The organism is Reyranella sp. (genome assembly GCF_965229815.1).
GTDB lineage: Bacteria > Pseudomonadota > Alphaproteobacteria > Reyranellales > Reyranellaceae > Reyranella.
The window spans coordinates 364,995-390,114 of the sequence record NZ_CBDDJN010000008.1 but is presented as its reverse complement, the minus strand read 5'-3'; the positions used below and the strand labels follow the sequence as shown (position 1 = coordinate 390,114).

The 25,120-nt window shown below is 68.6% G+C and carries 24 protein-coding genes and 1 tRNA gene; 11 read left to right on the top strand and 14 right to left on the bottom strand.

The window, feature by feature from the left end:
- Positions 1–69 precede the first annotated feature (69 nt).
- A complete protein-coding gene (locus ACO073_RS29350; RefSeq protein WP_422002854.1) occupies positions 70–999 on the top strand; it encodes a LysR family transcriptional regulator in 930 nt (309 codons plus the stop codon).
- Here ACO073_RS29350 and ACO073_RS29345 read toward each other — a convergent pair.
- From ACO073_RS29345 to ACO073_RS29320, 6 genes are all read right to left on the bottom strand, one after another.
- Positions 996–1,421, bottom strand: coding sequence for an HIT family protein (locus ACO073_RS29345; protein WP_422002853.1), 426 nt, complete (start codon positions 1,419–1,421; stop codon positions 996–998). The genes ACO073_RS29350 and ACO073_RS29345 overlap by 4 nt on opposite strands.
- Complete coding sequence (locus tag ACO073_RS29340; protein ID WP_422002851.1) at positions 1,418–2,362, bottom strand: ArgK/MeaB family GTPase; 945 nt, start codon at positions 2,360–2,362, stop codon at positions 1,418–1,420. The genes ACO073_RS29345 and ACO073_RS29340 overlap by 4 nt, the downstream gene beginning before the upstream one ends.
- Positions 2,359–5,034, bottom strand: coding sequence for a pyruvate, phosphate dikinase (gene ppdK, locus ACO073_RS29335; RefSeq protein WP_422002849.1), 2,676 nt, complete (start codon positions 5,032–5,034; stop codon positions 2,359–2,361). The genes ACO073_RS29340 and ppdK overlap by 4 nt, the downstream gene beginning before the upstream one ends.
- 2 nt (positions 5,035–5,036) lie before the next feature.
- Complete coding sequence (glyS, locus tag ACO073_RS29330; RefSeq protein ID WP_422002847.1) at positions 5,037–7,088, bottom strand: glycine--tRNA ligase subunit beta; 2,052 nt, start codon at positions 7,086–7,088, stop codon at positions 5,037–5,039.
- A 1-nt stretch (position 7,089) separates the two neighbouring features.
- Positions 7,090–7,986 carry a glycine--tRNA ligase subunit alpha gene (locus ACO073_RS29325; protein WP_422002845.1) on the bottom strand — a complete coding sequence of 299 codons (897 nt, stop codon included), beginning with the start codon at positions 7,984–7,986 and terminating at the stop codon, positions 7,090–7,092.
- A gap of 109 nt (positions 7,987–8,095) precedes the next feature.
- Positions 8,096–8,389 carry a hypothetical protein gene (locus ACO073_RS29320; RefSeq protein WP_422002843.1) on the bottom strand — a complete coding sequence of 98 codons (294 nt, stop codon included), beginning with the start codon at positions 8,387–8,389 and terminating at the stop codon, positions 8,096–8,098.
- Between the two features lie 53 nt (positions 8,390–8,442).
- Between ACO073_RS29320 and glpD the strand changes: the two genes are divergently transcribed.
- Positions 8,443–9,978 (top strand): glycerol-3-phosphate dehydrogenase, encoded by a 1,536-nt coding sequence (gene glpD / locus ACO073_RS29315; RefSeq protein ID WP_422002841.1) that lies wholly within the window; start codon positions 8,443–8,445, stop codon positions 9,976–9,978.
- Positions 9,979–10,073: 95 nt separating this feature from the next.
- Entirely contained in the window at positions 10,074–10,634 is a 561-nt protein-coding gene (locus ACO073_RS29310; protein ID WP_422002839.1) for a Spy/CpxP family protein refolding chaperone, read from the top strand.
- A gap of 73 nt (positions 10,635–10,707) precedes the next feature.
- On the opposite strand, the gene ACO073_RS29305 is transcribed toward ACO073_RS29310, so the two are convergent.
- On the bottom strand, positions 10,708–11,532 hold the full coding sequence (locus ACO073_RS29305; protein WP_422002838.1) for an aspartate dehydrogenase: 825 nt from the start codon (positions 11,530–11,532) through the stop codon (positions 10,708–10,710).
- A 114-nt stretch (positions 11,533–11,646) separates the two neighbouring features.
- On the opposite strand from ACO073_RS29305, the gene ACO073_RS29300 reads away from it, so the two are divergent.
- From ACO073_RS29300 to ACO073_RS29275, 6 genes are all read left to right on the top strand, one after another.
- A tRNA-Pro gene (locus tag ACO073_RS29300) sits at positions 11,647–11,723 on the top strand.
- A 430-nt stretch (positions 11,724–12,153) separates the two neighbouring features.
- On the top strand, positions 12,154–13,605 hold the full coding sequence (locus tag ACO073_RS29295) for an ABC transporter substrate-binding protein (RefSeq protein WP_422002836.1): 1,452 nt from the start codon (positions 12,154–12,156) through the stop codon (positions 13,603–13,605).
- A 105-nt stretch (positions 13,606–13,710) separates the two neighbouring features.
- Positions 13,711–14,661 carry an ABC transporter permease gene (locus ACO073_RS29290; protein ID WP_422002834.1) on the top strand — a complete coding sequence of 317 codons (951 nt, stop codon included), beginning with the start codon at positions 13,711–13,713 and terminating at the stop codon, positions 14,659–14,661.
- 10 nt (positions 14,662–14,671) lie between these two features.
- Positions 14,672–15,616 carry an ABC transporter permease gene (locus ACO073_RS29285; protein WP_422002833.1) on the top strand — a complete coding sequence of 315 codons (945 nt, stop codon included), beginning with the start codon at positions 14,672–14,674 and terminating at the stop codon, positions 15,614–15,616.
- A 2-nt stretch (positions 15,617–15,618) separates the two neighbouring features.
- Positions 15,619–16,599 (top strand): ABC transporter ATP-binding protein, encoded by a 981-nt coding sequence (locus ACO073_RS29280; RefSeq protein WP_422002831.1) that lies wholly within the window; start codon positions 15,619–15,621, stop codon positions 16,597–16,599.
- On the top strand, positions 16,596–17,597 hold the full coding sequence (locus ACO073_RS29275; RefSeq protein ID WP_422002830.1) for an ABC transporter ATP-binding protein: 1,002 nt from the start codon (positions 16,596–16,598) through the stop codon (positions 17,595–17,597). The genes ACO073_RS29280 and ACO073_RS29275 overlap by 4 nt, the downstream gene beginning before the upstream one ends.
- Before the next feature lie 10 nt (positions 17,598–17,607).
- Here ACO073_RS29275 and ACO073_RS29270 read toward each other — a convergent pair whose 3' ends face one another.
- From ACO073_RS29270 to ACO073_RS29245, 6 genes are all read right to left on the bottom strand, one after another.
- On the bottom strand, positions 17,608–17,916 hold the full coding sequence (locus ACO073_RS29270; protein ID WP_422002828.1) for a hypothetical protein: 309 nt from the start codon (positions 17,914–17,916) through the stop codon (positions 17,608–17,610).
- A gap of 106 nt (positions 17,917–18,022) precedes the next feature.
- Positions 18,023–18,787, bottom strand: coding sequence for a sulfite exporter TauE/SafE family protein (locus tag ACO073_RS29265; protein WP_422002826.1), 765 nt, complete (start codon positions 18,785–18,787; stop codon positions 18,023–18,025).
- Positions 18,788–18,941: 154 nt separating this feature from the next.
- Entirely contained in the window at positions 18,942–19,529 is a 588-nt protein-coding gene (locus ACO073_RS29260) for a DsbA family protein (RefSeq protein WP_422002824.1), read from the bottom strand.
- On the bottom strand, positions 19,526–20,305 hold the full coding sequence (locus tag ACO073_RS29255) for an SDR family oxidoreductase (protein WP_422002822.1): 780 nt from the start codon (positions 20,303–20,305) through the stop codon (positions 19,526–19,528). The genes ACO073_RS29260 and ACO073_RS29255 overlap by 4 nt, the downstream gene beginning before the upstream one ends.
- Entirely contained in the window at positions 20,302–21,450 is a 1,149-nt protein-coding gene (locus tag ACO073_RS29250; protein ID WP_422002820.1) for an iron-containing alcohol dehydrogenase, read from the bottom strand. The genes ACO073_RS29255 and ACO073_RS29250 overlap by 4 nt, the downstream gene beginning before the upstream one ends.
- Positions 21,451–21,460: 10 nt before the next feature.
- Positions 21,461–22,294, bottom strand: coding sequence for a TauD/TfdA dioxygenase family protein (locus tag ACO073_RS29245; protein ID WP_422002819.1), 834 nt, complete (start codon positions 22,292–22,294; stop codon positions 21,461–21,463).
- Between the two features lie 44 nt (positions 22,295–22,338).
- Between ACO073_RS29245 and ACO073_RS29240 the strand changes: the two genes are divergently transcribed.
- Both ACO073_RS29240 and ACO073_RS29235 read left to right on the top strand, forming a co-directional pair.
- A complete protein-coding gene (locus tag ACO073_RS29240; protein ID WP_422002818.1) occupies positions 22,339–22,818 on the top strand; it encodes a GNAT family N-acetyltransferase in 480 nt (159 codons plus the stop codon).
- A gap of 142 nt (positions 22,819–22,960) precedes the next feature.
- Positions 22,961–24,040 (top strand): TauD/TfdA family dioxygenase, encoded by a 1,080-nt coding sequence (locus ACO073_RS29235; protein ID WP_422002816.1) that lies wholly within the window; start codon positions 22,961–22,963, stop codon positions 24,038–24,040.
- A gap of 172 nt (positions 24,041–24,212) precedes the next feature.
- Here ACO073_RS29235 and ACO073_RS29230 read toward each other — a convergent pair whose 3' ends face one another.
- The gene (locus ACO073_RS29230) at positions 24,213–25,112 is read right to left on the bottom strand and encodes a LysR family transcriptional regulator (protein WP_422002815.1); all 900 of its coding nucleotides are present in this window, start codon (positions 25,110–25,112) and stop codon (positions 24,213–24,215) included.
- Positions 25,113–25,120 lie beyond the last annotated feature (8 nt).

Below are 25,120 nucleotides of genomic sequence, written 5' to 3'. Positions count from 1 at the left end.
AAACTTCTGCTTACCAAACTTACTGTATCGATTGTTGCGATGGTCACGACTTCTCCACGGAAAGCGAAAGTGCCCAATATCCTCGGGGATTGGGACGATGTTCGTTTTTTCCTCGCGGTAGCAAAAACCGGCAGCTTCAGCGCGGCTGCAACCCAGCTGAACACGAAGCAGACGACGGTCGGCCGCCGCATCCAGGCGCTCGAGCGCCGGCTGGGCGCCAAGCTGTTCGACCGCCACCGTCACGGCATGGAAGTGACCCCGGCCGCCCGCGGGGTGCTGGTCCAGGCCGAATCCATGATGGCCAACGCCACCTCGATCGAGCGCCACCTGGCCGGGCTGGACCGCGAGATGGCGGGAATCGTGCGGATCGCGGCCACCGAAGGCATCGCCGCCCACTGGCTGGTGCCGCGGCTGGGGCAGCTCCGCACCACCCATCCCGACATCATCGTCCAGGTGATCGCCTCGGATCAGGTGCTCGACCTCGCGACCCGCCAGGCCGACCTCGCCATCCGCTTCTTCCGGCCGACTTCCAACCAGCTCGTCGCCGCCCGGGTCGGCCAGGTCAATTTCTCCATCTTCGCCGCGCCCTCCTACATCGAGCGCTTCGGCATGCCGCAGAGGCTCGACGACCTGCGCGAGCACCACATCGTCGACCACACGACCCTGCACAGCCTGCCGGCCATGAAGCCGTGGAGCGAGGTCGTCGAGCGCAGCCCCTCGGTCGTGCTGCGCACCAACTCCTCCTATGCCGCCGTCGAGGCCGTCCAGGTGGGCTACGGCATCTCGGTTTTCCCGGACTACGTGACCAAGTCCTCGAACCTCGTGCCGGCCCCGATCGACCTCAAGATCGTGCGCGACATCTGGCTGGTCAGCCACGAGGAGACCAACAAGGGCGCGCGCATCCGCACCGTCATCGACTACGTGCGCGAACGCTTCCGCCAGGACGAGCGCGAGTGGTTCTCCAGCGCGCTGCGCAGCCCGCCGATGGCGGCCGCCTAGAGAACCGCCTTCAGCCGTCTGTAGACTGCCTCGATCTCGGCCCGGTCGCCGGGCACATAGTCCCAGTTGAGCGCCACGGCGTCGCCCGGCCGGCGCGGCATGACGTGGATGTGGAGGTGCGGCACGCTCTGGCCGGCGCCAGGCCCGTTGGCCTGCAGCAGGTTGACCCCGCCGGGCTCGAGCGCCGTGATCACCGCCTTGGCGACCCTCTGGGCCGTCGCCGCGACCGCCCCCAGCACCTCGGTCGGGATGACGTCGACGGTCGGCCAGTGGCCCTTGGCCACCGCCAGGGCATGGCCCGGGTTCACCGGGTTGATGTCCATGAAGGCGATCGTGCGCTCGTCCTCCAGGAGCTTGAAGCACGGGATCTGGCCCGCGACGATCTTGCAGAAGATGCAGTCGGCATCGGTCGGATGGCTCATCGTCGGTCCTGCTGCTCGTTCCAGGAAAGGGCTGCCCCCAGGGCGCGCATCCGCTCGAACGGCTGCGCGCCGGCAGGAAGGGCCAGATCGAAGCCGAGGCGGCCGAGCCGGGCAAGTCCCTCGCGCCCGTAGCGGTCGCGCAGGGATTCCGACACCCAGCCCTCGCTCTGGCGATGGCGGGCGACGGCCAGCCTTCCGTCGATCGCCAGGTGGGCACGGTGCGCCTCCAGCGCCGCCATCAGCGCGTCGATGCCGGCACCGTTGCGCGACGAAACGGCAAGGGTACGGACCGGCCACTCGGCACCGGCGCTGGCGAGCGACAGGGCGCCCGCGACGTCGGCCCGCGCCCGCTCGGCCGCCGCCCCGAGGTCGGCCTTGGTGACCACGATCAGATGCGGGATCTCGACGATGCCGGCCTTCATGAACTGCAGGGAATCGCCCGAGCCCGGCTGGACGCAGAACACCACCGTGTCGGCGACGCCGGCGACGTCGGTCTCGGACTGCCCCACCCCCACGGTCTCGATCAGCACCCGGTCGAACAGGGCGCGCATCAGGACGGCGGCCGCCAGCGTCTGGTCGGCCAGCCCGCCCAGCCGGTCGCGCGCCGCCATCGATCGCACGAAGGAACCTTCGTCCGAGGCGTCCTGGACGATGCGGACGCGGTCGCCGAGCAGGGCGCCGCCGGTCGACCGGGACGAGGGATCGACCGCGATCACGCCCACGGTCATTCCGGCCCGGCGCCAGGCCGCCACGAGGGCCGCGCACAGCGACGACTTGCCGACCCCCGGCGGGCCGGTCACGCCCACGACATGGGCACGCGGAGCCCGCCAGGCGGCGTCGAGCAGCGCCCGGGCCGCCTCGCCTTCCGGGTCGCGCTCCAGTGCGGCCAGCGCCGCCGCCAGCGCGCGCTTGCCGCCGGCCCGGAGCGCCGCCAGCGTCATTCCGTCTTGAGCGGTCCGCCCAGCGCCGCCTGCGCGGCGGCCAGCCGCGCGATCGGCACGCGGAAGGGCGAGCAGGAGACGTAGTCGAGGCCGGCCTTTTCGCAGAAGAAGACCGAGGCCGGATCGCCGCCATGCTCGCCGCAGATGCCGAGCTTCAGGTTGTTGCGGACCCGGCGGCCGCGCTCGCGGGCGATCTCGATCAGCTCGCCGACGCCCTCGACGTCGAGAGAGGCGAAGGGATCGTGCTCGAAGATGCCCTTCTGCTGGTATTTCTCGAGGAAGGAGGCGGAATCGTCCCGGCTCAGGCCGAAGGTGGTCTGCGTCAGGTCGTTGGTGCCGAAGCTGAAGAAGTCGGCGGTCTCGGCGATCTCGCCGGCGCGCAGGGCCGCCCGCGGCAGCTCGATCATGGTGCCGACGAGGTATTCGAGCTTCTGCCCCGAGAGCTGGCCCACCTCGGCGGCGACCTGGTCGACCACGGCCTTCATGAGGTCGAGCTCCTTCCGCGTGGCGACCAGCGGGATCATGATCTCGGGGATCACGGTCTCGCCGCCCTTCTTCTGGACCTCGGCCACGGCCTCGAAGATGGCGCGGGCCTGCATCTCGTAGATTTCCGGGTACGAGATGCCGAGCCGCACCCCGCGATGGCCGAGCATGGGATTGAACTCGTGCAGCTTGTTGGCGCGCGCCTCGACCTCTTCGGGGGACACCTTGAGGTCCTTCGCCACCTGGTCCATGTCGGCCTGCGTCTTGGGCAGGAACTCGTGGAGCGGCGGGTCGAGCAGGCGGATCGTCACGGGCAGCCCGGCCATGATCTCGAACAGCTCGACGAAGTCCTTGCGCTGCATCGGCTGGATCTTCGCCAGCGCCGCCCGGCGGGTCTTCTCGTCATCGGCCAGGATCATCTCGCGGACGGCGACGATGCGGTCACCCTCGAAGAACATGTGCTCGGTGCGGCAGAGGCCGATCCCCTCGGCGCCGAACTTGCGCGCGGTCGCGGCGTCCGTCGGCGTCTCGGCGTTGGCCCGGACGCCCAGCCGGCGGAACTCGTCGGCCCAGCCCATCAGCTCCGCGAAATCGCCGGACAGCGCCGGCTGCACGGTCGGCACGACGCCCAGCATGATCTCGCCCGTGCCGCCGTCCAGGGTGATGAACTCGCCCGCCTTCACGGTGGTGCCCCGCACCGAGAGCGTTCCGGCCTTGCCGTCGATGCGCACGTCGCCCGCGCCGGCTACGCAGGGCTTGCCCATGCCGCGCGCCACCACCGCCGCGTGGCTGGTCATGCCGCCGGTCGAGGTCAGGATGCCCTCGGCGGCGTGCATGCCGTGGATGTCCTCGGGGCTGGTCTCGCGCCGCACCAGGATCACCTTCTCGCCGCCGCGCGCCTGCCGCTCGGCCTCGTCGGCGGTGAAGACGAGCTTTCCCGAGGCCGCGCCGGGGGATGCCGGCAGGCCCTTGGCGATCACCTTGCGCGACGCCTTGGGGTCGAGCGTCGGATGCAGGAGCTGGTCGAGGGACGCCGGCACGATGCGCGCCACGGCCTCCTTCTTGTCGATCAGGCCCTCGCGGACCATGTCGACGGCGATCCTCAGCGCCGCCTTGGCGGTGCGCTTCCCGTTGCGCGTCTGCAGCATGTAGAGCTTGCCGCGCTGGACGGTGAACTCGATGTCCTGCATGTCGAGATAGTGCTGCTCCAGCGCCTGGCGCACGCCGACGAGTTGCTTGAACACCTCGGGCATGACCTCTTCCATGGCCGGCGCATCCGACTTCTGCGCCTCCTTGCCCTGGATCGTGAGCAGCTGCGGCGTGCGGATGCCGGCGACCACGTCCTCGCCCTGGGCGTTCACGAGATACTCGCCGTAGAACAGGTTCTCGCCGGTCGAGGGGTCGCGCGTGAAGGCGACGCCCGTCGCGCAGTCGTCGCCCATGTTGCCGAACACCATGGCCTGGACGTTGACGGCGGTTCCCCAGCTCTCGGGGATCGAGTGCAGGCGACGGTAGGTGATGGCGCGCTGGTTCATCCACGAGCCGAACACCGCGCCGATCGCGCCCCAGAGCTGCTCGCGCGGATCCTGGGGGAACGGATTGCCGGTCCGCTTCTCGACGATCTTCTTGTACTCGGCGACGACGGCGCGCCAGTCGTCGGCCTTGAGGTCGGTGTCCATCTGGACGCCGAGATCCTCCTTCTTCAGCTCGAGCGCTTCCTCGAAATAGTGGTGGCCGACGTCCAGGACCACATTGCAGTACATCTGGATGAAGCGACGGTAGCTGTCCCACGCGAAGCGCTCATCGCCCGAGGACTGGCCGAGGCCCAGCACCGTGCGGTCGTTCAGGCCGAGATTGAGGACCGTGTCCATCATCCCGGGCATCGAGGCGCGCGCGCCCGAGCGTACGGACACGAGGAGCGGATTGTTGGCGTCGCCGAAGCGCGCGCCGACGGTCTTCTCGACCGACGCGAGGGCGCGCTCGACCTCGTCCTTGAGCTCTGGCGGATAGGTGTTCTTGTTCTCGTAGTAGTAGGTGCAGACCTCGGTGGTGATGGTGAAGCCCGGCGGCACCGGCAGGCCGAGGCTCGACATCTCGGCGAGATTGGCACCCTTGCCGCCCAGCAGGTTGCGCATGTCGGCGCGGCCCTCGGCCTTGCCATCTCCGAAACTGTAGACCCACTTGGCCATCGTCAGCCCTCGATCCTGGAGAAGTCCGCCACGGAGTCCATGGTGGCCTTGATCTGGTTGAGCAACTTCAACCTGTTGAGACGCATTTCCGGCCGGTCGCCGACATTCACCGTCACCTTGTCGAAGAACGCGTCGATGGGGACGCGCAGGCTGGCGAGGGCAGCCATCACACCGGCAAAATCCTCGCGCCGCAAGGCGGGCTTCACCAACGCCTCGGCCTGAGACAAGGCAGAAGCAACGGCCTTCTCCTCGGCTTGTTCCATGCGTGCGACATCGGGCGCAGTGGCGATCTGCGTCGAAAGGGCCTTGTCCTTCTTCTCTTCCGCCCGGACGATATTGGCGGCGCGACCGTAGGCGGTGAGCAGGTTGCGACCTGCCTCGCTGCCGAGGAAGCTCTGCACCGCCTCGACCCGGGCCAGCAGGCGCACCATGTCGTCCTCGTCGCCCAGCGCGAACACAGCGTCGAGCACGTCGTGGCGCATGCCCTTCTCGCGCATCTGCACCTTCAGCCGTTCGGCGAAGAAGGCCATCAGGTCATCGGCAGCGAAGAAGCGGCGAAGCGGCAGCCGGATCCGGTTCTCGACGACGATGCGGATGATGCCGAGCGCGGCGCGGCGCAGCGCGTAGGGATCGCGGGAGCCCGTCGGCTTCTCGCCGATCTTCCAGAAGCTCGTGAGCGTGTCGAGCTTGTCGGCCAGGGCAACGACGATCGAGAGCGGCGCCGACGGGCAGCGGTCGCTCGGCCCGGCCGGCGCATAATGATCGCCGATCGCCTCCGCGACGGCAGGCGGAAGCTTCTCCTCGAGCGCGTAGTAGCGCCCCATGATGCCCTGCAGCTCGGGGAACTCCCCCACCATCCCGCTCACCAGGTCGGCCTTGCACAGGCGCGCGGCGAGTACGGCCTCGGCAACGTCGGCCCCCGGCACGAACGCGGCGATCTCCTGCGCCAGGGTCTCGATGCGCATCACGCGGTCGGCCTGGCTGCCGAGCTTGGCGTGGAACACGATGCCCCTGAGGACCTCCAGACGTTCCTCGAGCCGCACCTTGCGGTCCTGATCCCAGAAGAACTTGGCATCCGACAGGCGGGCGCGCAGCACGCGCTCGTTGCCGTCGACGATCGTGGCGCCGCCATCGCGCGCGATGTTGTTGGCGACCAGGACGAAGCGGTTGGCCAGCGCGCCGTCCTTGCGGATGGTCGCGAAGTAGCGCTGGTGCGTCTTCATCGAGACGATCAGCACCTCGGGCGGCACGTCCATGAACTGCGCGTCGATCGTCCCCAGGAGCGGCACCGGCCATTCGACCAGGCCAGCGACCTCGTCGAGCAGGCCGTCGTCCTGGCGCAGGGCGACCTGCGCCTCGGCGCAGAGCTTTTCTGCCCCCTCCACCACGACCTTCTTGCGCTCGGCCGGATCGAGCATGACATGGGCGGACCGGAGCTTGCTCACATAGTCGTCGAAGCCGCTCACCTCGATCGGACCCGCGCCCAGGAACCGGTGGCCGCGCGTCCGGTTGCCGAACGGCACCGGCGCCATGCCGCCGCCGGGCGCGATCTCGCCGGCCAGCACCTGGCCGTCGAACAGCGCCACGATCGAGTGCAGCGGCCGCACCCAGGTCATGGTGCTGCTGCCCCACTTCATCGACTTGGGCCAGGGCAGCGCCTTCATCGCGGCCTCGACGATGCCGGGCAGCGCGGCCGCGGTCGGCCCGCCCTTGCGTGTGACCACGGCGAACCAGAACTCGCCCTTGCCGGTGTCGCGCTTCTCCGCCTGGTCGAGCGAGGCGAGGCCCGTGGCCTTGAGGAAGCCTTGCACGGCCTGGTCGGGCGCACCGACGCGCGGTCCGCGCCGCTCCTCGCTGACATCGGCGCGCGCCGTCGGCAGGCCGTCGACCACCAGCGCCAGCCGCCGCGGCGTCGCGAAGGCGCGCGCGCTCTGGAACGCCAGCCCGGCGGCCTTGAGGCCCTCGCACACGAGTCGCTTGAGGTCGTCGGCCGCGCGCGCCTGCATGCGCGCCGGGATTTCCTCGCTCAGGAGCTCGAGAAGCAGCTCGGCCATGTCAAGCCGCCGCCTTCTGGGTGACGAGCCATGCCTCGCAGCAAGCCTTGGCGAGGTCGCGCACCCGCAGGATGTAACTCTGGCGCTCGGTCACGCTGATCACGCCGCGCGCGTCCAGCAGGTTGAAGCAGTGCGAGGCCTTGATGCACTGCTCGTAGGCCGGCAGCGGCAGCTTGCGCTCGATCATGCGGCCGCATTCCTTCTCCGAGTCGGCGAAGTGGCGGAACAGCATCTCGGTGTCGGCATGCTCGAAATTGTAGGCCGACTGCTCCTGCTCGTTCTGCAGGAAGACGTCGCCGTAGGTCAGCGGCACTTCCGCATCGGCGCGGTTGAACGGCAGCTCGTACACGGTCTTCTTGTCGAACAGGTACATGGCCAGCCGCTCGAGACCGTAGGTGATCTCGCCCGAGACGAGGTCGACCTCGATGCCGCCGACCTGCTGGAAGTAGGTGAACTGCGTGATCTCCATGCCGTCGCACCAGACTTCCCAGCCCAGGCCCCAGGCGCCGAGCGTCGGGCTTTCCCAGTCGTCCTCCACGAACCGGATGTCGTGCAGCGTCGTGTCGATGCCGATCGCCTCCAGCGAGCCGAGATAGCGCTCCAGGATGTCGGTCGGCGACGGCTTCAGGATCGCCTGGAACTGATAGTAGTGCTGCATCCGGTTGGGGTTTTCGCCATAGCGCCCGTCCTTGGGCCGGCGCGACGGCTGCACGTAGGCGGCGCGCCACGGCCTCGGCCCGAGCGCGCGCAGCGTCGTCGCCGTGTGGAACGTGCCGGCGCCCATCTCCATGTCGTAGGGCTGCAGGATCACGCAACCCTGGCGTGCCCAGTAGTCCTGCAAGGTGAGGATGAGTTCCTGGAAGCACGTCGGCTTGACGCGTGCTGACGGGTCGGACACCAGTATTCCCCGAAAGGTCGGAAGGCCTTTTGTTTCCGCTACTTAGGCCGTTTTTGCGGTGCGGCAAAATAGGTGCCACCCCCACCCCGGTCAAGCGCGCCGACCGGGGTCATCCGCCGCTGCGGCCTTGTGGCAGCGGGCGGCCACACTGGCTGCAAAATGGCACGCTGGCGGCCGCGTAGGCGCCGCAGCCGGCGCACTGGACGGCGTCTTCCACCGTCGCCCGCCGGCTCGCCATCGGCGCGGGGGCCGGAGGGGCCTGCGGCGCCGACGGCGGGACGGGAGGCGGTGCGGCCGTGGGGCCGCCGACGAACCTGTCCCACAGGCCTTTCCAGCGGGAAAAGGTCTTCCAGGCGGCGTACACGGCAACGCCGAACAGGACGATCTTCAGCAGAAAACCCATCCGGCCATTTGAGATGCCTGTATCGGCCGGTCAAGCGCGCTATATGGAGCGCCATGGATGGAAGCGTGGAGACGCCGCTCGACCTGTTTGTCGTCGGCGGCGGCATCAATGGTGCGGGTATCGCCTGCGATGCGACGGGACGGGCCCTCAAGGTCGGCCTTTGCGAGATGCACGACTTCGCCGGCGCGACCTCGTCGGCCTCGACCAAGCTCATCCACGGCGGCCTGCGCTATCTCGAGCACTACGAGTTCCGACTGGTTCGCGAAGCGCTGCAGGAACGCGAGGTCCTGCTGGCCAAGGCGCCGCACCTGTCGTTTCCGATGCGCTTCGTGCTGCCGCACGAGCCGCATCTGCGGCCCCGCTGGATGCTGCGGCTGGGCCTGTTCCTCTACGACCATCTCGACTGGCACATGACCCTGCCCAAGTCGATCGCCGTCGACCTCCCGGCATCGCCGTTCGGCCGTGGCCTCCAGCCCTCGTTCCACAACGGCTTCGTCTACTCCGACGCCTGGGTCGACGACGCGAGGCTGGTGATCGCCAACCTCCAGTCGGCGCGCGACATGGGGGCCCGCATCTTCGCCCGCCACCGCTGCGTCGCCGCCCGTCGCAGCGCCGACGGCAGGCTATGGGACATCGAGCTGGCAGGCCCCGCCGGCGAGGCGGTGCCGTTGCGCGCCCGCGGGCTGGTCAACGCCACCGGTCCCTGGGTGAAGCAGTTCCTCGACGACCAGACCCACATCAGGACCACCAAGCGCGTCCGCCTGGTCAAGGGCAGCCACATCGTCGTGCCGCGGCTCTACGAGGGCGACCATGCCTTCATCCTGCAGAACAGCGACCAGCGCATCGTCTTCGTCATTCCCTACGAGCGTTCCTTCTCGGTGATCGGCACGACCGACATTCCGGTCGAGGACGGCGAAAGACCGGTCTGCACGCCGGAGGAGATCGACTATCTCTGCGGCATCGCCAGCCACTACATGGTCAAGCCCGTGCGGCCGGCCGACGTCGTGTGGACCTATTCCGGCGTGCGGCCCCTGTTCGACGACGGCGACGACAATCCGTCCGCCGTGACGCGCGACTATCACCTCGAGGTCGACGGCGCGCCCGGCACGGCCCCACTCCTGTCGGTGTTCGGCGGGAAGATCACGACCTACCGCCGCCTCGCCGAGCATGCGCTGCGCGATCTCGCTCCCCACTATCCGCACATGGGCGCGCCCTGGACGACGACCCGACCGGTCTCCGGCGGCGATTTCGCCGACGCGCCGACCTTCGCCGAGGCCTTCGATCTCTTCGCCAACGGCGCGGCGGCCGCCAAGCCGGCACTGCCGGCCGAGCTGGTGCGGATCCTCGTCCGCCGCCACGGCACGGCGATCGACGATCTCCTGGACGGCGTGTCGACCGTCGCCGACCTCGGCCGCCACTTCGGCGGCTGCCTCTACGAGCACGAGGTCCGCTACCTGGTCCGCGAGGAATGGGCGGTGGAAGCCGACGACGTGCTGTGGCGCCGGACCAAGGAAGGCCTGCACATGACGGCTTCGGAACGCGACGCGTTCGCCCGCTGGCTGGCCGAGCTTCGGCCGAACTTTACATAACTTAACCTCCGGGACGGGCACGTTGCCCGCAGACCCGCCGTACTACCGGGCACAGCTCGTTTCACTCGGTGAGGTTCTCGATGTCCCGGTTCTCGATGTCCCTTCGTCCCCTGCTCATGGTCGCCCCGGCCGCCTTCGCCGCCGGACTCCTGCTGGCCGCGCCCGCCTTCTCGCTCGACAGGGCCACCGACGGCGACCTGCTGGAGCTCGCCCAGGCGGCTCCCGCCACGCCCGCGCCGCCGCCCGCCGCCGGGCCCGAGCGCCACGCTCGCCCGGCCTTCAATCCGAAGTCCTTCTGCCTCGACCGCATCGCCAAGCGGGCGGGCAACCGCACCTTCCTGAAGATCAAGCTCGACCTGAAGGCCGACCAGATGGCGGCGTGGGATGCCTTCGCCAAGGCCTCCGACACCGCCGACGCCAAGGACACGGAGCGCTGCAACGCGCTGCCGACCGAGATGAAGGAGCGTCCGAGCTACGTCGACCGCCTCACCATGGAGGAGACCATGATGAAGGCCCGCATCGAGCGGATCGAGGCGGTCAAGCCGACCCTGGTCGCCTTCTACGACAAGCTGTCGCCCGAGCAGAAGGCCGTCCTCGACCGGCCGCAGCGGATGGGCATGAAGGGTGGGCACCATCGCGGCCACGGCCCGCGCTAGTCCCGCCCCCGGGGACCGAACGGAACGAGGGACCTTCCTGCAAGGGAAGGTCCCTCTTTTCATGCCCGGTGCGTCACCAGTCGCTGGCGCGCACGATCTTCATGAGGTCGTCGGCCATGGTCAGCGCCGTCAGCACGCCGGTCTTGGGATTGTCCGGCATGGCGCGGCCCAGCCGCTCCAGGCGCAGCTCGCCCGAATCGGCCACGACCTCGAGCCGGCTGGCATTGGTGCCGGGCGGCAGGGTCGGGTCGGCCACCAGCTCGATGTCCGTGTGTTCGAGGCCCGCGCCGCACAGCGCGACGGTGACCGCGAGGTTGGCGTTCTTCGGGTAGAGGCGACCGGCGTCGGCCGGCTTGCCGCGGAAGATGACGGTCGGCTCCTTGATCGACGGCAGGTCGAAGTCGGTCTCGGCCGGCGTGCCCGTCCAGGCGTGCGGCGGCTTGATCGACACGTATTTCACCCGCTCGAGCGTGCCGAGCCGCATCGCCAGCAGCCCGTCCAGCCCGGCGATGGCGCCGGAGGGCAGGCGCAGGCGGGCGCCGCTCTTCTCGGCCGCCTTGATGTGCCTGCGGTAGAGCTTGGGGTCGCCGTAGGCGCCGGTGGCGATGACCATGAGGTCGATGCCCTTCGCCAGGATCTCCTCGCCCCAGTCGCGCACCGCTTGCTGGCTCGCCGCCTCGACCACGACGTCCGGCTTGAGCTTGAGCAGGGCCTTCAGCGATTCGACGACGGCGACCTTGCGGCCGACTTTCTTCTGGGTGTCCTTGCCCCGGCCCGGCCGTACCAGCACGCCGACGATATCGATGGGGGGCTTCTTCTCGCGAAAGAGGTCGAACAAGGTCTGGCTGATGGCCCCGTAGCCGATCAAGGCGATCTTCAGCCGCTTCTTCCCTGCCATGCTTCCCCCGCACCGTCGCGAAAGGCCGCACTATAACGACCAGCCGCGGCCCTTGCGACCGCAAGGGGGCGCGGCTATAACCCCGCCGCCCGAGCGGGGTGACTCCGCGTCTGACGGAGTGTAGCTCAGCCTGGTAGAGCACTAGCTTCGGGAGCTAGGGGCCGGAGGTTCGAATCCTCTCACTCCGACCAATCGGGACAAACGGCGCGCAGCGATGCGCGCCGTTTGCTTTGGGGCGACCGCCGCGGGTCCGTCGACGACGGTTTTCTTGGCGTTGACCTGCAGTCCGAATGACGGCAGGCTATTTCGCATCGCGCATGTGAGTGAACGGGCCGGTTCTGCCGTCTCCGTCGGCAGCGCGACCAGCAAGGAGGCTGCGATCGAGTAAGCGTTTCATCAAATCAAGCCAGTTTCGGCCCGAACAAACCTATCTGGGAGGCGACGTCCATGACCGACGAAGCAAACAAGAAGGGTCCCGAAAGTACACGGCGTAACTTCCTTACCGCGACGACCGCCCTCGCAGGCGCCGCGCTCGCGGGAGTGTCCGTCCCTGCCCGGGCGGAGCGAAAGCGCAATCCCAAGCGCGGCGGCACGGTGCGATTCGGCACGCGTGACGACTCCGTGGGTCTCGATACCCACCGCAACTTCATCTACTTCGTGTCCCATCCCCTGGCCGGCATGACCGGCGGCCTGCTCGACTTCGATGCCGAGATGGAAATCGTCCCCGGCGTGGCGAAGGAATGGGACGTCTCCAACGACCTCAAGACCTGGACCTTCAAGCTGCGGTCCGGCGCCGAGTTCCACAACGGCCAGACGATCGACGCCGCCGCGGTGAAGTGGAACCTCGAGCGGATCATGGATCCCAAGATCGGCCACTCCTTCACCCGTTCGGCCCTGGCCGGCGTCGAGCGCGTGGTCGTCGACGACAAGTTCGTCGTCCAGGTCCATCTCAAGGCCCCGAGCGCGGCGTTCGACTCGAACGTCGTCTACTACCCGGTGAACCTGATGTCGCCCGGAGCCGTCGACCAGGCGGACAACCATCCCGTGGGCTGCGGTCCCTTCAAGTTCAAGTCGTGGAAGCGTCACGACGTCTGCGAGCTGGTTCGGTTCGAGAACTTCTGGGAGACCGACGCGGAGGGCAACGCCTTGCCCTATCTCGACGCCATGATCGGCAAGCCCAAGAAGGAGGACCGCGTCCGCCTCACCGCCCTGCGCACTGGCGAGGTCGATCTCGTCGACAACGTGTCGTACGCGGACGCGCCGAGCTTCAAGAAGGACTACCGCGACACCTTCGACACCTGGGAGGTGCCGCAAGTCGGCACGGCCTTCATCGCCTTCAACCTCAAGAACGGTCCGTTCTCGGACCGCGACAATCCGGATGCGCGGATGCTGCGGACCGCCGCCGCTCACGCGATCGACCATGAGGGCATCCACCAGGCGATCTTCAACGACCAGGGCCAGATCGCCAAGGGCTTCTACAGCAAGTCGAGCCCCTGGCACGCCAAGGATGTCGTGTCCTGGCCGGAGTACGATCCGGACAAGGCCAAGGCGCTGCGCAAGAAGGCCAAGGACGGCGATGCGCGGGTGCTCCTGATCGCCAACGACACCTATCCCTACATGCATCAGTCGGGCGAGCTGGTGCACTCCATGCTGAAGGACGCCGGCTTCAACGTCAGCTTCGAAATCCATCCGACGCCGGTGATCCAGGACAAGTACAACAAGGGAGCCTTCGACATCGACTCGTCGGCCAACAGCTACCGGCTCGATCCGGACGGCTGGTTCTCGCGGTCGATCCTGTCGACGGCCCCGGAAACGCGGCGCCGGCACGGCTACGTCAACGAGAAGGTCGACCAGCTCATCCTCGCCGCGCGGGTCGAGCGCGACAAGGCGAAGCGGCGCCAGATGTATGGCGACGTCGAATCGCTGATCAACCAGGACCTGCCGCTGATCTACACGCACTACGTGTCGCTGCTGCAGGCCGGCGTGAAGAAGATCCACGGCTACAAGCCGGCCTTCACCGGGCCGTTCCAGTACGCCGGCGGCGGCCTGCGTACCGCCTGGATCGACAGCTAGCGCCCGCGGCGCTTCCAGCGCCCGCGACGCTGAGATCGCCGTCCGCCGGCCGTGGCCCCGAGCCCGGCCGGCGGGTCCCGACAATCCGATCGACGGTCCCTGCCGATGCTCGCCTATCTGCTTCGCCGCATCGCCCAACTCGTGCCGGTGCTGCTCGTCCTGACGGTGGTGGTCTTCGCCTTCGTCGAGATGCTGCCGGGAAACATCATCGACACGCTGATCGGCACCGAGGGCAACGACGATCCCGAGGTCAGGAAGATCCTCGAGAAGGAGTACGGGCTCGACCAGCCGATCTACGTCCGCTACGGCAAGTGGCTGGTCCGCGCCGTGCAGGGCGACTTCGGCAACTCGCTGGTCACGCGCCGGCCGGTGTCGCTCGAGCTGATCTCGCGCATCCCGGCGACGGTCTATCTCGCCGTCGTCGGCATCTCGCTCTCGATCCTGATCGCCGTGCCGCTGGGCACGATCGCGGCGGTCCGGCGCAACACGCCGATCGACTACACGGCGCAGGTCACGTCGCTGATCGGCATCTCCATCCCCGAATTCTGGTTCGCGATCCTCTGCGTGCTGTTCTTCTCGCTCTACCTCGGCTGGCTGCCCTCGTCGGGCTTCGCCAATCCCTTCGAGGACCCGTGGGCCAGCCTGACATACCTCATCCTGCCGGCGGCGGCGGTCGGATTCCGCCAGGCCGCCTTCACCACGCGGCTGACGCGGTCCAGCATGCTCGACGAGATGAACAAGGAGTATGTCGACACCGCCCGCTCGCTCGGCCTCAGCGAACGCAAGGTCATCTTCAAGTACACGCTGCGCAATGCGCTGATCCCGACCATCACGATCAGCGGCCTTCAGCTCGCGAACCTGCTGGGCGGCACCGTCGTCCTCGAATCCATCTTCGCCTGGCCCGGCATCGGACGGGCGATCTTCGAAGCCATCCTCCAGCGCGACTATCCGCTGGTGCAGGCCGGAGTCCTGGTGCTGGGCGTGATCGTCGTCACCATGAACCTGCTGGTCGACCTCACCTACAAGTTCCTCAACCCCCGAGTCACCCTGGCCTAGGCGGCGCGCCATGACCGAAATCGAAGCGACCAAGCTTGCCGACCTCGCCCCCGTCCGCGGAGGCGCGGCGACGAGCCGCCTGGCGCGCTGGCGGGCGATCCTGGCCAACGCCTGGCACGAGCTGCGCAAGAGCCGCACCGCGTCGATCGGTGCCGTGATGCTGGTGCTGCTGTTCGGCGCCTGCATCGGCACGCCCTGGCTCGCCACCCAGAGCCCGATCAAGACGAACTACCGGGAGCGGCTGCAGCCGCCGAGCGAGGAGCACCTGCTGGGCACCGACCGGATGGGTCGCGACATCTACTCCCGCCTCCTGTGGGGCGGCCGGCGGCTGGTCGCGATCGCCGTGCTCGCGGTCGTGTTCGGCCTGGCGATCGGCATTCCCTACGGCGTGCTCTCGGGATACTTCGGCGGGACCACCGACACGATCGCCATGCGCCTGGTCGACGGCCTGCTGGCCTTTCCCGGCCTGCTTCTCTACCTGCTGATCGTCACCCTGGCCCGCGAGTGGAAGCTCGAGGGCATCTATAACGACCTCGTCCTGATCTTCGCCCTGGGATTCGCCTTCATGCCCGAGGTCGCCCGCCTGGCGCGAGGCTCCGTCCTGGCCGAGAAGCAGAAGGAATATGTCGAGGCCTCGCGCGCCATCGGCGACGGCAGCCTGAGCGTCGCGCTGCGCCAGATCCTTCCCAACATCGTCTCGCCGCTGATCGTTACCGCGACGGTCCGGCTGGGCTACGTGATCCTGATCATCGCCGCCCTGTCGTTCCTCGGCCTCGGCACGCCGCCGCCGACGCCCGACTGGGGATCCGACCTCAGCGCGGCGCGCGACTACATGGAGACGGCGCCGCTCATCGCCGCCTTCCCGGGACTCGCCATCTGCTACACGGTGCTGGCCTTCAACCTGTTCGGCGACGGCCTGCGCGACATCCTCGACCCCCGTCTCGCGGAGCGTTGATCATGGCCGATACCGTTCTGGCGCTCGACGACCTCACCGTGCGCTTCCGGCTGCGCCGCGGCGACCTGACCGCGGTCGACGGAGTCTCATTCTCGATCGGGCGCGGCCAGACCTTCGGCCTGGTCGGGGAGTCCGGCTCGGGCAAGTCGGTGACGGCGCGCGCGATCATGCGGCTGATCCCCCATCCGCCCGGAGAGATCGAGCGCGGGCGCATCCTGTTCGAGGGCGACGACATACTGGGCAAGAGCGACGGCGAGATGCGCGCCCTGCGCGGCCGTCGCATCGCCATGGTCTTCCAGGAGCCGATGAGCGCCCTCAACCCCGTGTTCACCGTCTGCGAGCAGATCTCCGACGCGCTGCGCAACAATCTCGGCCTCTCCCGAGCCGAAGCGCGCGAGCGCGTGATCGAGCTGCTGTCGATGGTCGGCATCCCCTCGCCGCAGCGCCGGGTCGATTCCTACGTCCACGAATTCTCCGGCGGCATGCGCCAGCGCGTGATGCTGGCGATGGCGCTGAGCTGCGATCCGAGGTTCCTCATCGCCGACGAGCCGACGACGGCGCTCGACGTGACCATCCAGGCGACGATCCTCGAGCTGATCACCGGCATGATCGAGCGCTTCGGCATGTCGCTGCTGTTCATCACGCACAATCTCGGCGTCGTGGCCCATGCCTGCGACAGGGTCGGCGTGATGTACGCCTCGCACATCGTCGAGCTCGCCGACCGGCGGGAGATCTTCGCGCGGCCACAGCACCCCTACACGGTGGGGCTGCTGAACTCGATCCCGCGGCTCGACGGCCAGGCGAGGACCCTGACGCCGATCGCCGGATCGGTCTGCAACATGATGCGACCGCCCGGCGGCTGCAAGTTCCACCCCCGATGCAGCCACGCGATGGACGTCTGCCGCCGCGAGGTCCCGGCATTGAAGGAGATCGCGCCCGGCCACTTCGCCGCCTGCCATCTGCACGAGAGGGCGGCGGCATGAGCGCCGGGCACGCCGCGGCCGGCGAGGCGCTCCTCGAGGTCCGGGGCCTCACCAAGCATTTCACCCTGCACGGCGACATCTACTCCAAGCTGGCCGGCGAGCGGACGCAGGTGCTGAAGGCGGTCGATGGAATCGACTTCCACATCCGCCGCGGCGAGACGCTCGGCCTCGTGGGCGAGAGCGGCTGCGGCAAGTCGACGACCGCGCGGCTGGTGACCCGCCTCATCGAGCCGTCCGGCGGCGAGATCAGGCTGAAGGAGCGCGACCTGCTCAGCCTGCCGCCGGGGCGCATGAAGGACGTGCGGAAGTCGGTGCAGCTCGTCTTCCAGGACCCCTACAGCTCCCTCAATCCGCGCAAGACGATCATGCACATCCTGAGCCGGCCGATGGAGATCCACGGCCTCGCCCGCTCGTGGAGCGAGAAGCGCGAAAGAGTCCTCGACCTGCTGCGGCGGGTCGGCCTCGGCCTCGAGCATGTCGACCGCTATCCGCACGAGTTCTCGGGCGGCCAGCGGCAGCGCATCGCCATCGCCCGCGCGCTCGCCGTCGATCCCGAGCTGGTGATCGGCGACGAGCCGGTATCGGCGCTCGACGTGTCGATCCAGGCCCAGATCCTGAACCTGTTCCGCGAGCTCCAGGAGGATCTCGGGCTCACCTACCTCTTCATTGCCCACGATCTCAGCGTCATCCGCCACATCAGCGATCGGGTCGCGGTGATGTATGTCGGCAAGATCGTGGAGGCCGGCCCGGCCGCCGCCCTCTTCGAGAAGCCGCTCCATCCCTACACCCAGGCCCTGCTGGCGGCCGTGCCGGAGGTCGATCCCGACAAGCCGCCGCCCCGCCTCTCGCTCAGGGGAGAGGTGTCGACCCCGATCGATCCGCCGCCCGGTTGCCGGCTGTGCGGACGCTGCCCGCGCCAGCTGCCGATCTGCGCCGAGGTCGAGCCGCCGCTGGTCGCGGTCGGCGACGACCGCGAGGTGGCCTGTCACAATCTGTGAGGGACGCCGATCAGTCCGTGCAGTCGGCCTGCGCCAGCACCACCGCGTCGAGCCCGAGCATCTGCGCCTGGGTCAGATTGGACGGATCGAGCAGATTGCCGCCCGGCTCCATGGCCTTGTTGGAGCGGCGCAGTCCCTCGAGCGCATCCTGCCGCTTGTCGGCGGGAATCTTCGAGGAGATGCATTCGCAGGTCTTCTGCGGTGTCGTCGCCATGCAGACCTTCACGAACTCGTCGTTCTGGGCAAGCGCCGCTCCCCCCGTGACGAGGGCGAACGACAGGGCGAGGCCGGTGCCGAAGGCAGGGAAATCGAGACGCATGGATCCTCTCCGGGAAGACGCTTGATGATAGCAGATGCCCGGCGCGGCGTACCTGTGCCAGCACCGAAATCGACAGGCCGGGCTTGGCGGGTCCGGGATCGCCTCCTCAGACGACCACCCACCCGCGCAGCAGACCGAACAGACCCGTGAACAGCAGGACCGACAAGGCGAAATTGCGGTACAGCCTGTCGCTCGCAAGACCGTGGAAGGCCCGGCCGCCGATCCAGGCGCCCAGAATCATGACGGGAAACAGCAGCGCCGCGCGGGCCAGCGCCACCCAGCCGGCCACGCCGGTCGCGAGCACGATCACGATCAGCAGGAACTGGGTCAGGAAATAGTAGGTGACGATGTTGGCGCGGCTGACGTGCGGCGGATCGTTGCCCGACAGCAGGTACAGAAGCACGGGAGGACCGCCGACGCTGGTGGTGGCCATCATCGCCCCCGACACGGCGCCGACCGCGACCGTTGCGGCCGTCGACCGCCGGCCGGTGTACTTCCAGCCGCTCCACATCAGCACGACGAAGGCGACGATCACCGCCGACACCGCCGTCACGATGGTGTTCTTGTCCACGCTCGCCAGCAGCCACACGCCGAGCGGCATGGCGGCGCAGGCGGCGATGCTCATCGGCGTCAGCACCTGCCAGTCGGCCTGCCGCCGGACCTGCGGGAAGAGCTGCAGCGAGACGACCAGCTCGATCGCCACGACGGTCACGACCATGTCGGCCGAGCCGAACAGGATGGCGAAGATCGGCGCCATCAGCATCGCGGAACCGAATCCCGCGAAGCCGCGCATCAACCCCGCGACGAAGGTGACGCCGAACGCGGCCCACAGGCCGACGCCATCGAACAGGGACGCAAGGAAGGGGATCATTGAGCGACTCTCGACCGGTTGGACACGCGCGCCTGACGATCCGCGGTCCGGCCTCGGCCGGAGCGGGATCAGCGTGTAAGTCGAAGGGTCCGCAGTCGCTTCATGCGACGCGGACCTTGGTCGATCCGCCGCGTCGCGTCAAACGGAAAGGCCTTCAGCCCGCGAGCTTGCCCCGCACGAAGTCGATGCGATCCTGGCCCCAGAACAGCTCGCCCTCGACCACGAAGGTCGGCACGGCGAAGACGCCCTGCGCCTCGGCTTCCCGCTGGTGGCCGTCGAGCTCCGCCGGCCCCTCGCCTGCCGCATAGGCGTCGAAGCCCGCGGCGTCGACACCGGCATCCTGCAGCAGGCCCACGATCGCGGCGCGGTCCTCGTAGTCGAGCTCGCGCTTGAAGAAGCGCGGGAAGGCGAGGTCGATCAGGGCGCGATCGTGGCCGGTCCTCGCGGCATAGAGCCAGGCGAGGTGCACCAGCTTCTGGTCGAAGATCTTCTTCGGCCCCAGCAGCGTGATGCCGCGCGGCTTGGCGAACCGCCTGGCGTCGGCATAGAGGTACTTGATCTTGCGCATCCCGCGCGCGAGCGACGCGGGGTCCCCGAGCTGGGCTGCGCTCGCGATCTCGAGCGAGAACGGACGCAGGACCAGCTCGACGCCGAACTCCGCTTCCAGCGCATAGGCCGGATCCTTCGCGAGGAAGGAGTACGGGCTGCGCAGGTCGATCCAGAGGTCGACGCGACGGGTCATGCGCGGCCCGCCTGGCCCTCGCCGGTCTTGTCGCGCAGGCGGCGCATGCCGCGCAGCCAGCGGTCGCGGTCGAGCTTGCGCGCCATGTAGTCCTTCACCTCGGGATGGGTCAGGATGAGGAAGCGCTCCTCGTCCATCGCCTCGATCACCGTCCGGGCGACGGCGTCCGTGTTGAGCACCCCATCGACCGAGGCGGCCGTGGCGCCCGCCATGCGCAGCATGTCGGTGTCGACGGCCTGCGGGCAGAGGACGGAGACGGCGATGCCGCGGTCGCCGTACTGGATCGCCAGGTGCTCCGCCAGCGCCACCGCCGCGTGCTTGGTGACGCCGTAGGGCGCCGAGCCCATCGAGGCGAGCAGGCCCGCCGCGCTCGCGGTGTTGAGCAGGTAGCCCGACTTCCGCGCCAGCATGCCGGGCACCAGCGCGCGCGCGGCGTAGACGTGGGCCATGACGTGGATCGCCCAGCTGTCGGCCCAGTCCTGATCGCTGGCATCCTCATGCCCGCCGCGCCCGATGCCGGCATTGGAGAAAAAGACGTCGACCGGGCCGAAGTGGCGCTCCGCCTCAGAGACGAGGTGGCGGATGTCGGCCTCGCGCGCGACGTCGCAGGCGACGGCCAGCCCCTTGATGTCGTTGGCGACCGCCTGCAGCCGGCCGGCATCGCGGTCGGCGACGACGACGCCGCGCGCGCCTTCGCTCGCATAGCGTCGCGCGATCGCCTCGCCGATGCCGCCCGCCGCGCCGGTGACGACGCAGACCTTGTCCTTGACCTTCATCCCCACGACTCCTCGATCAACTGCACGTACTGCTCCCGGGTCGGCTGCCGGGGCGTCGACTGATGGCAGTGATCGCCGAGCGCGCCGTCGGCGATCTTCTCGACCGTGTCCGGCGCCAGCCCCATCGCCGACAGGCCCTTGGGGATGCCCAGCCGCTCGTTGAGCGCGGCGACGGCGTTGGCGACGCCCTGCGCGTTGCCTTCGCTCTCGGGCAGGCCCATCACCTGCGCCACCTTGCGGAACTTGTCGCCGACCGCCGGCTCGTTGAAGCGCAGCACGGCCGGCAGGTAGATCGCGTTCAGCGTGCCGTGGTGCAGCCGGTAGCCCTTCAGCCCGCCGGTCGGATGGCTGAGCGCATGCACGGCGCCCAGTCCCTTCTGGAACACCATGGCGCCTTCCATGGCGGCCATCGCCATGTTGTACCGCGCCTCGCGGTCCGACCCGTCCCTGGTCGCGCGCTCGACGTACGTCCAGGCCTTCTCCAGCCCGTCGAGGGCGATGGAATCGGCCGGCGGATTGAAGACGTTCGCCAGGAAGCATTCGATGTTGTGCGTGAAGGCGTCCATGCCGGTGCCGGCCGTGAGATGCGGCGGCAGGCCGAGCGTCAACTCGGGATCGATCAGCGCCAGCCGGGGGATCAGGTGGGGGCTGCCGATCGCCAGCTTGCGGCCGGAGTCCATGATGATGACGCCGCCGCGGCTCACCTCGCTGCCGGTGCCCGAGGTCGTCGGGATGGCGACGATGGGCGCGACCGCCGCGGTGATCTTGCCGGCACCGCCCTCGACGAACGAATAGGGCTGCAGCGACGGGCCGGGATGGGTGGCCATCAGTCCGACCGCCTTGGCGAGGTCCATCGGCGAGCCGCCGCCGATGGCGATGATGCCGTCGCAGCCCTCCTCCTTGTACATCTTGAGGGCGTCGCGCATGGCCGCCTCGGTCGGGTTCTCGGGCGTGCCGTCGTACAGCGTGATCGGCATGTTGCCCGGGAGCTGATCCTTCACCCGGGCCCACAGGCCGGCGGCGATGACGCCCTTGTCGGTGACGATCAGCGGACGGCGGATGCCCAGGAGCTGCAGCTCGGCCTCCAGGAGCTTCAGCGCACCGAAGTCGAACTGGATGCGCGTGAGATAGGTGATGAGCGCCATTGTCCCTTTCCTATGAACGATAGAAGGGCCTGTCGCCCTTGACGGTAACCCGGTAGCCCAGCCGCCGGTGGGGAAAATAGTCCCACATCGCATGATGCATGGCCGCCCGGTTGTCCCAGAAGGCCATCGAGTTGGGTTGCCAGGCGAAGCGGCACTGGAATTCCGGAGTCTCGCCGTGCTGGAACAGCATCTGCAGCAGCGCGTCGCTCTCCGTCCGGCTGAGGCCGACGATACGGGTGGTGAAGTTGCGGTTCACGTAGAGGGCCTTGCGGCCGGTGACGGGATGGGTCCGCACCACCGGATGCTCGCTGCGCGGGAAGCCGCCCTCCTTCGGCTTGAGACCGAAGCGGCCGCCATAGACCTGGGCGCCGTCATGGACCGCGGTCAGCCCCTCGCACAGGCGCTGGATCGGCGGCGAGAGCGTGTCGAAGGCGCGATACATGTTGGCGAACAGCGTGTCGCCGCCGCCGTCCGGCGGCACTTCCTTCATGTAGAGGATGCTGCCCATCGGCGGCTCGGCCTCGCAGGACACGTCGGAGTGCCATTCCTCGCCGGCCACGTAGCGCGAGGTCTCGTCGGCCTTGATGGTCAGGACCTCGGGATGGTCGCGGGCCGTGTTGATCGAGGTCGGATGGATGTGCAGCTCGCCGAAGCGGCGGCCGAACGCCTTCTGCTGCTCGTGGCTGAGCTCCTGGTCGCGGAAGAAGACGACGAGGTTCTCCATCAGCGCGTCGTGGACCTCCTGGAAGGCCTGGTTGCCGAGCGGTCGGGCGAGGTCCAGCCCGGAGATCACCGCGCCGATCGCCGGCGTCAGCTTGCGAACCTCGATGGTCGAGTAGCCCATTGCCTTTCCTCGCTTTTGCCGCGAGCCTACGCGAGAAAGCCACAATGAGCGACACCGTTGTCCTTCGCGCCGCGACCGTCGCCGATGCCGCCGGCATCGCCGAAACCATTGCGGCGGCCTTCGAGGAGTATCGCGGCAAGCTGGTGCCCGAGTCGGGCGCCTTCCGCGAGACTGCCGGGGCGATCGCCGACGAGCTGTCGCGCGATTCCGGCGCCATCGTCGCGGAGCGGAACGGCCGGATCGTCGGCTGCGTCATGGTCAAGCTGATGGAGGGAGATCTCTATCTCGGCCGCCTGTCGGTCGTGCCGGCGCTGCGCGGCACCGGCCTTGCGCGGCGGCTGGTCGAGGCGGTCGAGGACGAAGCGCGCCGCCGCGATCTCGCGGGCGTACGGCTGGGCGTGCGCGTCGTGCTGACGGGGAACCAGCGGCTGTTCGCCTCGCTGGGCTATGCCGAGATCGGCCGCGAGGCTCACGCGGGCTTCGACCACCCGACCTCGATCAACATGCGCAAGGCGCTGCGCTGAGCGGCGGCTGGGGCCGCGTCGCGACCGACAAGAAATGTCTGTATCGGCAGAAAGGCGCCGGCAGTCGTTGGGTTGGCCCGGAGCGTGCGCCGTCTCGGCGCTCCCCTTGCGCACGGCAAGGCGAAGGCTCATGAGTCGGACCATGAGCAACCGACTGCCGCTGACCGGTCCCGTCGTCTGGACCGGCGACGAGATCAGGAACTCGACCCGCTGGATCCGCAATTTCCCTGCCTCCGGTACCGCCGCCCTCGACAACGCCCTGGCCGCGGTGAACAAGGCCGGCCTCGCCTGGTCACAGATCACCCGCGAGACGTTTCCACTCAGCGGCTTCGACGATCTGCTCGCGGACATCCGCGACGAGCTGGAGAATGGCGTCGGGATCCTGAAGCTGCGCGGCTTCCCCGTGGACCGCTACTCCGAGGACGATCTCCGGAAGCTCTACTTCGGCCTGGGCACGCATCTCGGCACGCCGGTCTTCCAGAACCGGACCGGCGAGCTGATGCGCGCCATCCGCGACGAAGGCGCCCATGTCGGCCGCACCTACGGCCAGACACGCGACCAGTCGGGCACCACGTTCCTCTCGTCCTATGCCCGCACGCTCACCAGCGGCGGGCTGCGCTTCCACACCGACCGCACCGACGTGGTCGGCCTGCTGTGCGTGCGCCAGGCGCGCAAGGGCGGCGTCAGCACGCTGGCCTCGACGCCGGCGATCCACAACGCGATCCTGGCGCGGCGGCCCGACCTGCTCGATGCGCTGTTCACGGACTACTGGCGCAGCCGCTTCGGCGAGGAAGGCACCGGCAAGGACGGCGCCGCCACGACCCGCGCGACGGCCTATCCGCTGCCGATCTTCGGCGTGCGCGACGGCAAGTTCACCTCGCACTACTCGCTCACCTTCATCGAGGCGGCGCAGATGGCGCCCGACGTGCCCAGGCTCACGCCGGCGCAGAAGGAAGCGATCGACGTGCTGATGGCGACGGCGCAGGAACTCTGCTTCGAGATGACCCTGGAGCCGGGCGACCTGCAGCTCATCAACAGCCACGTCACCTATCACGGCCGCACGCCGTTCGAGGACGATGCCGCGAGCGGCCACGACCGCCTGCTGCTGCGCCTCTGGCTCACCATGCCCAACAACCGGCCGCTGCCCGCCGGCCACGAGGTCCTGTGGCAGAGCATCGCCGCCGGCCAGCCGCGCGGCGGCATCCGGCAGGTCGCGATCTGAAGCGCACGAATGTTTGCAGTTCCTCCCCAACGACGTTGGGGAGGTGGCGCCGTCATACGGCGTCGGAGGGGTCGGGAGCTCACTCGGGGTCGTGATCCCTCCGGCCCTTCGGCCCACCTCCCCATCTGGCGACGGGGAGGCAGTGAGATAGGCAGCACGAGCCGCGAGCGGCTCATCGCCCTCTGCCGTGGCCACGCCCCTCCAGGAGGGAGCGATGGATCTGGAACAGCTCGACCAGCGCGTCCATGACCGCCCGCACCCGCGGCAGGGCGCGGAGGTCGCGATGGACCAGCAGCCACTGCTCGGTGGTGATCTCCGGCAACACGCGGCCGACGCGCCGCAGTCGCGGGTCCTGGTCGGCGAGGTAGCAAGGGAGCACGCCAAGGCCCGCTCCGGAGCGCACCGCATCGTGAAGGACGAGCCAGTTGTTGACCCGCATCTCGGGCCGCCGGCCGATCTGCTCCTGTATCCAGCGCTGGCCCGGCATGTAGCCGTGGTCGTCGTCGAAACCGATCCAGGGCAGGTCGACCAGCGCCGGCATCTCGGTACGCTTCAACTCGAGACGGTCCCCCGCATAGACCGCGTAGGCGACATGGCAGAGCTTGCGGGTGACGATGCCGGCAACCTCCGGCACCTGCTCGCGGATCAGGAGATCGGCCTCGCGGCGCGAGAGGTTGGCGAGCGTGTGGCTCGCAATCACCTCGAACTCGATGTGCTGCAGCTTGGCGCGCAACAACGGCAGATGGCGCGCGACCAGAACGGCCATCGCCTCGCCGGCCGATAGCCGCACCACGCCGCTCACCGTGTCGCTGAGGCCGGCGCTACGGCGCTGGATCGACAGGGCCGCCTGCTCCATCGCCTCGGTATCGGCCAGGAGTTCTTCGCCGGCCGAAGTCGGCACGAAGCGGTCGGGCAGGCGCTCGAACAGGCGCGCGCCGATCTGCTGCTCCAGCGCCTGCACGCGGCGCGACACGGTGGGATGGCTGACGCCCAGGGCCTTGGCCGCCGTGCTGAGCGTGCCCTCGCGGGCCAGGGTCAGGAAAACGCGGAGATCGTCCCAGTTCGCATCCATGTTCAAAA